The sequence below is a fragment of the Streptomyces sp. CRN 30 genome, assembly GCF_034105845.1.
Genome location: NZ_JAVRHI010000288.1, coordinates 1 through 6,837, shown reverse-complemented (window position 1 = coordinate 6,837; position 6,837 = coordinate 1). Strand labels below are relative to the sequence as shown.

Here is a 6,837-nt window from a genome sequence, read left to right as displayed (position 1 = left end):
CAGCCCGGCCGCGGCCGCGGACCGGGCCGCACCGCCGGGCGCGGGCACACCGGTGAGCCCTCCGCGCACCGGGGTGCGCGCGGGCCGGGGAGCGAAGCGTCCTGCCACGGTCGGGGCCTTAAGAGGTCGTACGGGAAAGGGGGCGTCGGACGGGTCTCGCGGGACGGGGGAGACCGTCGGACGGTCGGTCCAGGATGCCTCACCGCACCTCGATGAAGGCCGCGGCGTCGCGTCCGGGGCGCGGCCGGGGCTCCTCCGCCGCACGTCCCACCGCCACGGCGCCCATCGGGTCCCAGCCCTCCGGCAGTCCCAGCACGTCCCGTACGACGTCCCGGCAGAACATCGTCGACGAGACCCACGCGGAGCCCAGACCCTCACCGGCGAGCGCCACGAGGAGGTTCTGCACCCCGGCACCGGCGGCGACCACGAACATCTCCCGCTCGGCCGCGTCCCGGCGCGCGTCGCCGTAGGTGTGCGACCCGTCCGTGACGAGACAGGGCACCACCAGGTACGGGGCGTTGCGCAGGACGTCGCCGCGGCGTACCCGCTTGGCGATGGACTCCTCGCTCTTACCGTCCCGCCGCAGGTCCGCGATCCACGCGTCCCGCATCGCGTCCAGCAGCCCGGTCCTCGCCTCCTCCGACTCCAGCAGCACGAACCGCCACGGAGTGGTGTGGTGCGGGGCCGGCGCGGTCACGGCCGCGGCGACGGCACGCCGTACGGCGCCCGGGTCGACGGGTTCGTCCGTGAACGCCCGGACCGTACGCCGCTGGGTCACGGCCAGCCGTACGGCCTCCGAGGTCCCGAGCCGGAACATGTCGTCCCGCGCGCCGCGCACCATCGCCCGCGTCCCCGCGCCGTCGTCCTCGGCCACCACGTGCCCGAGGCCGCGGACCACGGCGACGGGCCGCCCGGCGGCCTTCCCCTTCACCAGGTCACCGGCGGCGGCCAACTCGTCGGCGGTCGCCACGACGGTCGCGCTGAGCGGATTGCCGTACGCGTCGGTCCCGCCGCGCAGGTCGTCGAGGACGCGCACGCCCGCGGCACCGATGGCGACGTCCGTCAGTCCCGCCCGCCACGGCCGCCCGAAGGTGTCGGTGACCACGACGCCGACGTCGGCACCGAGCGCCTCGCGCAGCCCCGCGCGGATCGCCCGCGCGGACGCGTCAGGGTCCTCGGGGAGCAGCAGCACGGTCCCGGCGGGGGTGTTGGAGGCGTCGACCCCGGCGGCGGCCATCACCAGGCCCTGCCGGTTCTCGACGATCCGCAGCGTCCCGCGGCGCGCCACGACCCGTACGGTCTCGGCGTCGATGGCGGCCTCCCGGTCGGCGGCCTCGACGATCCGGCCCTCCGCCTTCGACACGATCTTCGAGGTGACGAGGAGCACGTCCCCGTCGGCCAGGTCCGGTTCGGCCGCGGCGATCAGTTTGGCGAGGTCGTCGCCCGGCTGCACCTGGGGGATGCCGGGCGGCGCCCAGACGCGGTAGGCGCCGGCGCCCTCCTCGGGAAGTCCGCCGCTCAAGCGCCCCGCACCTCCTCCGCCAGGGCCAGCGCCTCCTGGGCCATCCGGGCCGCCGCGTCCACGTCCGTCATCATCAGCGGGACGGCCCGGCACCGGATGCCCGCGGACTCGACGCGCCCCACCGCGCCCGCGTCCACCGTGTCGACCAGCCAGCCGTCGAGCAGCCCCGACCCGTAGTGCTCGGCCACGGCCGCGGCCGTCGCCTCCACGCCGACGGCGGCGAGCACCTTGTCGGCCATGCCGCGCACGGGCGCGTCCCCGACGATGGGGGAGAGGCCGACGACCGGCACCCCCGCCTCGGCGATCCCCTCGCGGATGCCCGGGACCGCCAGGATGGTGCCGACGGAGACCACGGGGTTGGACGGCGGGAAGAGGATCACGTCCGCCGCGGCGAGGGCCTCCAGGACACCCGGCGCGGGCTTCGCCTGCTCCGCGCCGACCGGCACGATCGCCTCGGCCGGCACGGAGGCGCGCAGCCGCACCCAGTACTCCTGGAAGTGGACGGCCCGGCGCTCACCGGCACCGTCGGCGCCGTCCGGCAGCGTGACCGCGACGTGCGTCTCGACCCGGTCGTCGGACATGGGGATCAGCCGCACCCCGGGCTGCCACCGCTCGCACAGCGCCTCGGTGACGGCGCTCAGCGGGAAGCCCGCGCCCAGCATCTGGGTGCGCACGATGTGGGTGGCGAAGTCCCGGTCGCCGAGTCCGAACCACTCCGGCCCCACGCCGTAGGCCGCCAGTTCCTCCTTGACGTGGAAGGTCTCCTCCGCGCGGCCCCACCCCTGCTCCTCGTCGATGCCGCCGCCGAGCGTGTACATCACCGTGTCGAGGTCGGGGCAGACCTTGAGACCGAAGAGATGGATGTCGTCGCCGGTGTTGCCGATGACCGTGATGTCGGCGTCCGGCACGGCCCGCTTCAGACCGCGCAGGAACCGGGCACCGCCGATGCCTCCTGCCAGAACCACAATGCGCATGAAGTAAGTGTGTCAGCCGTCGGGCTGACTCGTTGAGGGGCGGTGGCCCGGCGACGGTGGGGAGTCTCACGCCCCGCGTGCCGCGCAGGCGGCGGGCAGGGGGACCGTTCCGGCCGCACCGCGGTCGTGCGGGAGCATCGTCATCTCCGTCAGCCCCGGGTGGTAGACGTGCAGGCTGACCGCCGGTTCGAGCGCGTCGTTGACGACCTCGTGCGCGTACCCCGGCGCGAACACCCGCTGCGTGCCGGAGCGGAGCGAGCGCACGCCGCGCCGGGTGCGCTCGGTCAGAGCGCCTTCGAGGACGGTCAGCACACCGGAGGACCGGCCGTGGTCGTGGAGCCCGCTGCCCTGGCCGGGCACCCAGGACAGCAGCCACACCTCGTACCCGGGCCCGACTTGCAGCCGGTGGTACCAGCGGGAGGTCGCGTCGTACCGGACGAGGTGCTCCCACTGCGCGCGGTCGGCCGCGAGGGAGCGGGCGAGCCCGGCGAACTCGGCCACGGTGACCGGGTGTTCGCGCGGGGCCTGGAGGAGGTGCGGGACTTCGAGGAGGTCGCCGGCGATCTGGAGGTCGCTGTCGCTGTTCATGGAGGTGGAGTGGTCCCTGAGGCGGAAGGAGTCTGCGGGAGGGCGGGGATCCGCCGGTCCTCGCCCGGGTCACGGGCGGCGGGTGCGCCCGGGCGGGGCGTCGGCGGAGGGCGGCGTCCGAGCCCCGGACGGGCCGGTGAGGGCCTGGGCGATGGCCTGGGTGAGGCCGGGCGGCGGGCTCGGGAGGGCCGGAGCGGTCAGCTCAACAGCCGGAACAGCGACAGCTACAGCGAGCGCGGGCAGCACCGAGGGACCCGGCGGAGCGGGTCGGGGTGAGTGCCGAATTCGCGAGCATGCCCACAAGCACAGCGGTTCACACTTCGGCTGTCAACTCGCCCTCGTGTGGATGCGCCGTGTTTCACCTCATCCGGTCCACCGGTCAGATGAAAGGTTTGCTCACGGGGTTCTCGGGACACATGGCGTCCACCGGGCACAGAACCCCAGGCGAACAGCGGTCCAAACGTGATCAAGATCGCTCCGGTGTTCGTGTCGCAACGGGATCGAACTCATGCGCGTCCTTGCTCGTACGGGAAGGGGTCGCGCTCGGTGGGCCCGTCTGCTGTCTGGGTTTATGGCGATTTGAACACTTTCCGCTTGGGCTTGGTTCCGCAGAGTGAATAAGGGGCTCAATAGCAGATCTCGGCTTGACTCGCCCGTAGCAGCACACTTGTAATTTCACTCGTGTCGTTCAGCCGGAATCGGTACGGCAACACCACGGGGACGCGAAAGACAGACGAGGGGCGCACATGACCGAGCTCGTGCAGCAACTGCTGGTCGACGACGCGGACGAGGAACTCGGCTGGCAGGAGCGCGCGCTCTGCGCCCAGACCGATCCCGAGTCCTTCTTCCCCGAGAAGGGCGGGTCCACCAGGGAGGCCAAGAAGGTCTGCCTCGCCTGCGAGGTCCGCTCGGAGTGCCTCGAGTACGCGCTCGCCAACGACGAGCGGTTCGGCATCTGGGGCGGCCTGTCGGAGCGCGAGCGCCGCCGCCTCAAGAAGGCCGCCGTCTGAAGGACGGGCGCCACCGGGAGAGCGGCGGACGACGCCCTCGGGGACCGCGCCGGGAACCGGAAGCGCACACGCGCGCGGGACACCGACGCCAGGACGTGCACACGCGCGCGGGACACCGATACCAGGACGCGCACACGCGCGCGGGACACCGACCAAACTGCACACACCCTTACGTAACGACCGGCCCGCCGCCCAGTGCCTGTCCACGGGCGGCGGGCCGTCCGCTGCCCAGCCGTTAGTGTGGTCGCTCGTCCGAGACGTCCCGCCGTCCCCGCAAGGACGCGGACGTCCACCGCAGTCCATCGAACCGGGGCCCGTACCTCGATGTCCGTGCACAGTCATACGGCAGCCCACCACGACGCTGCCCCAGCGGTGTTCGACCCGACCGGCCGGGCGGCGTCCGACCGCCGGCCGCTGTCGGACCCGACCCGCTCACCCGAGTTCCCGCGCCACGTGGTCACCGCGGTCCTCGTCGCCCACGACGGCGCCCGCTGGCTGCCCGACGCGCTCGCCGGGCTGCTCGGCCAGGAGCGCCCCGTGCAGAACGCCGTGGCGGCCGACACCGGCAGCGCGGACGACTCCGCCCAGCTGCTCACCGAGGCCCTCGGTGACGACCGGGTGCTGCACCTCGCCCGGCGCACCGGCTTCGGCCAGGCCGTCGACGAGGCCGAGCGCAGCGCCGGCGTGCTCACCCCGGACGACCTGCCCTACCTCAAGCGCCCCAGCGGCTGGGACCCCGTCACCCGCACCTGGCGTGACGACGCCTACGACCTGCCGGAACTCCCGCACGGCGAGCCCGTGCAGTGGCTGTGGCTGCTGCACGACGACTGCGCCCCGGAACCGGAGGCCCTCGCCGAACTGCTGCGGGTCGTCGAGAACGAGCACGAGCTCGGCCGGGACGTCGCCGTGGTCGGTCCCAAGCTGCGCGGCTGGTACGACCGCCGCCAGCTGCTCGAGGTCGGCGTCACCATCGCCAACTCCGGCCGCCGCTGGACCGGCCTGGACCGCCGCGAGCAGGACCAGGGCCAGCACGACCACGTACGGCCCACGCTGGCCGTGTCCACCGCCGGCATGCTCATCCGCCGCGACGTCTACGAGGAGCTCGGCGGCTTCGACCGGCGGCTGCCCCTGATGCGCGACGACATCGACCTGTGCTGGCGCGCCACGGCCGCCGGGCACCAGGTCCTCGTCGCCCCCGAGGCGGTCGTACGGCACGCCGAGGCGGCCTCCCGCGAGCGCCGCGCCGTCGACTGCGCCGGCCGCGGCGCCGCCTCCCCGCACATGGTCGACAAGGCGGGCGCCGTCTACACCCTGCTCGTCAACACGCGCACGGCGGCGCTGCCGTGGGTGCTCGTCCGGCTCGTGCTCGGCACGCTGCTGCGGACCCTCGCCTACCTCGTCGGCAAGGTCCCCGGTCAGGCCGTCGACGAGATCCGCGGTCTCCTCGGCACGCTGCTGCGCCCCGAGCGGATCCTCGCGGGCCGCCGCAGGCGCGGCCGGCCGCAGCTGGACAAGGGCGAGCTGCGCCCCCTGTTCCCGCCGCCCGGCGCCACGGTGCGGGCCACCGTCGAACAGGCCGCCGGCAGTCTGTTCGGTGACTCCGACCCCGAGTCCTCCGCGGCCGGCCGGCACGGCGGCGCGGTCGAGTCCGGGCCCGGCGGCGACGACGCCGACTTCCTCGAGGTCGAGCAGTTCGCCCGGCTCAAGCGCCTCGCCCGCGTGCCCGGCCCCGTGCTCTTCGTCGTCCTGCTGCTGGCCTCGCTCGTCGCCTGCCGCGAACTGCTCGGCGGCGGCGCCCTCGCGGGCGGCGCGCTGCTGCCCGCGCCCGCCGGCTCCGGCGAGCTGTGGTCGCGCCACCTCGACGCCTGGCACCCGGTCGGCGCGGGCGGCACCGGCTCCGCGCCGCCGTACCTCGCCGTCGTCGCCCTGCTCTCGACCGTGCTGCTGGGTTCCACCGGACTCGCGGTCACCCTGCTGCTGGTGGCCTCGGTGCCGCTCGCCGGGTTCACCGCGTACTTCGCCTCCCGGCCGCTGGTCACCTCCCGGCTGCTGCGCGCGTGGGCGGCCGTCGCGTACGCCTTCCTGCCCGCCGTCACCGGCGCGCTCGCGGGCGGCCGCATCGGCACCGCCGTCCTCGCGGTCCTGCTGCCGCTCATCGCGCGCGCGGGCGCCTCGGCCGCCGGGCTCACCGACGCGACGGGTACGCGCGGCAGCTGGCGCGCGACCTGGGCGTACGCCCTGCTGCTGACGATCACCACCGCCTTCACGCCGGTCGTGTGGCCCATCGCGCTCGTCCTCGGCCTCGGCGTACTGGTCCTGCGCCGCCGCGACATCGCCGGGTACGGACCGCGCTTCCTGGCCCAGCTCGGCACCCCGCTGCTGGTCCTCGCCCCCTGGTCGCTGACGCTGCTGCCGTTCGGCTTCTTCCGGGAGGCGGGCCTGGAGTACGGCGCGGGCGCGGCCTCCGCGACCGACCTGCTCGGCGCCTCCCCGGGCGGACCCGGCACCGTCGGCGGACTGCTGCTCATCGGCATCGTGCTGGCGGCGCTGGCCGCCCTGCTGCGCGCCGAGCGGCAGACGGCCGTCCGCGCCGCCTGGGCCGGCGCCCTGGTGGCGCTCGTCCTCGCGGTCCTGTCCAACGGCTCCGCCTGGGCCGGACCCGCGACCCTCGTCTACGGCCTCGCCCTGCTGGCCGCCGCCGTGCTCGGTGCCGACGGTGCACGCGCGCGCGTGGCCGAGCAGA

At 74.6% G+C, this 6,837-nt stretch carries 5 protein-coding genes; 2 read left to right on the top strand and 3 right to left on the bottom strand.

What is annotated here, in order from left to right:
- Positions 1–199: 199 nt before the first annotated feature.
- From UW392_RS30785 to UW392_RS30775, 3 genes are all read right to left on the bottom strand, one after another.
- A complete protein-coding gene (locus UW392_RS30785; protein ID WP_320778433.1) occupies positions 200–1,522 on the bottom strand; it encodes a coenzyme F420-0:L-glutamate ligase in 1,323 nt (440 codons plus the stop codon).
- On the bottom strand, positions 1,519–2,496 hold the full coding sequence (gene cofD, locus UW392_RS30780; protein ID WP_320778432.1) for a 2-phospho-L-lactate transferase: 978 nt from the start codon (positions 2,494–2,496) through the stop codon (positions 1,519–1,521). Before cofD ends, UW392_RS30785 begins: the two co-directional genes overlap by 4 nt.
- 66 nt (positions 2,497–2,562) lie before the next feature.
- Positions 2,563–3,084: a cysteine dioxygenase family protein gene (locus UW392_RS30775; protein WP_320778431.1), complete on the bottom strand. Its 522-nt coding sequence runs from the start codon at positions 3,082–3,084 to the stop codon at positions 2,563–2,565.
- A gap of 746 nt (positions 3,085–3,830) precedes the next feature.
- Here UW392_RS30775 and UW392_RS30770 point away from each other — a divergent pair.
- A complete protein-coding gene (locus UW392_RS30770) occupies positions 3,831–4,094 on the top strand; it encodes a WhiB family transcriptional regulator (RefSeq protein WP_003975777.1) in 264 nt (87 codons plus the stop codon).
- A 324-nt stretch (positions 4,095–4,418) separates the two neighbouring features.
- On the top strand, positions 4,419–6,837 hold a 2,419-nt coding region (locus UW392_RS30765; protein ID WP_320778430.1), incomplete at its 3' end, for a glycosyltransferase family 2 protein.